1 protein-coding gene is annotated in these 704 nt (G+C 64.8%); it reads left to right on the forward strand.

What is annotated here, in order from left to right; translation table 11 throughout:
* Positions 1-266 precede the first annotated feature (266 nt).
* Positions 267-704: 3-hydroxyacyl-CoA dehydrogenase NAD-binding domain-containing protein (locus A9X00_RS03455; protein WP_232006660.1), on the forward strand; the 438-nt coding region annotated here is incomplete at its 3' end.

Raw genomic sequence — 704 nt, forward strand, 5'->3', positions numbered from 1 at the left:
ACGCGCCGCGCGTTCCAGCTGTTCGAGGGCGGCCAGTCGTTCCGGGGTGGTCAACACGTCAAAGGACAAATCGCACAACCGCTTCAGGGCGCCGTTGAACGCGTCGAAACCCTCGACGATCTCCTCACGACCACTCGAACCCATGGCCCACACGTTACGAACGCCCACCGACAAAAAGGTCCGCCCTGGGGCCACTGAAACCAAAGTGGCGCAAGTTATTTGAACTGCCGCCATGGCGCAACACTCAACGCATCTACTATGCCTGTGTGACAGGCTCTTACACGTACACGTTCGAAGACATTCGCAACCGCCCGGTGGCGGTGGTCGGGGCGGGAACGCTGGGCCGGCGCATCGCGGTGATGTTCGCCAGCCGCGGCGGAACCGTGCGAATCCACGCGCGGCGCGCCGAGCAGCTGACCGCGGCCATCCAGTACGCGGACGAGACCCTGCCAAGGGTGTTGCAGCAGAGGGGGTTTGGCGAGGCCGGTGTCGCGACGGCCGCGGCGTCGCTCGAAGAGGCGCTGGACGACGCCTGGCTGGTCGTGGAGTCCGTCCCGGAGAAGCTCGAGATCAAGATCCCGCTGTGGGGCGAGATCGACCGGGCGGCGTCGCCGGGAACGATTTTCGCGACCAACTCGTCGTCGTACCCGTCGCGCCTGATGGCCGAAAACGTGCGCGACAAAACCCGGTTGTGCAACATGCAT

It is taken from the genome of Mycobacterium sp. 1245805.9, from assembly GCF_001672915.1.
Taxonomy (GTDB): Bacteria; Actinomycetota; Actinomycetes; order Mycobacteriales; family Mycobacteriaceae; genus Mycobacterium.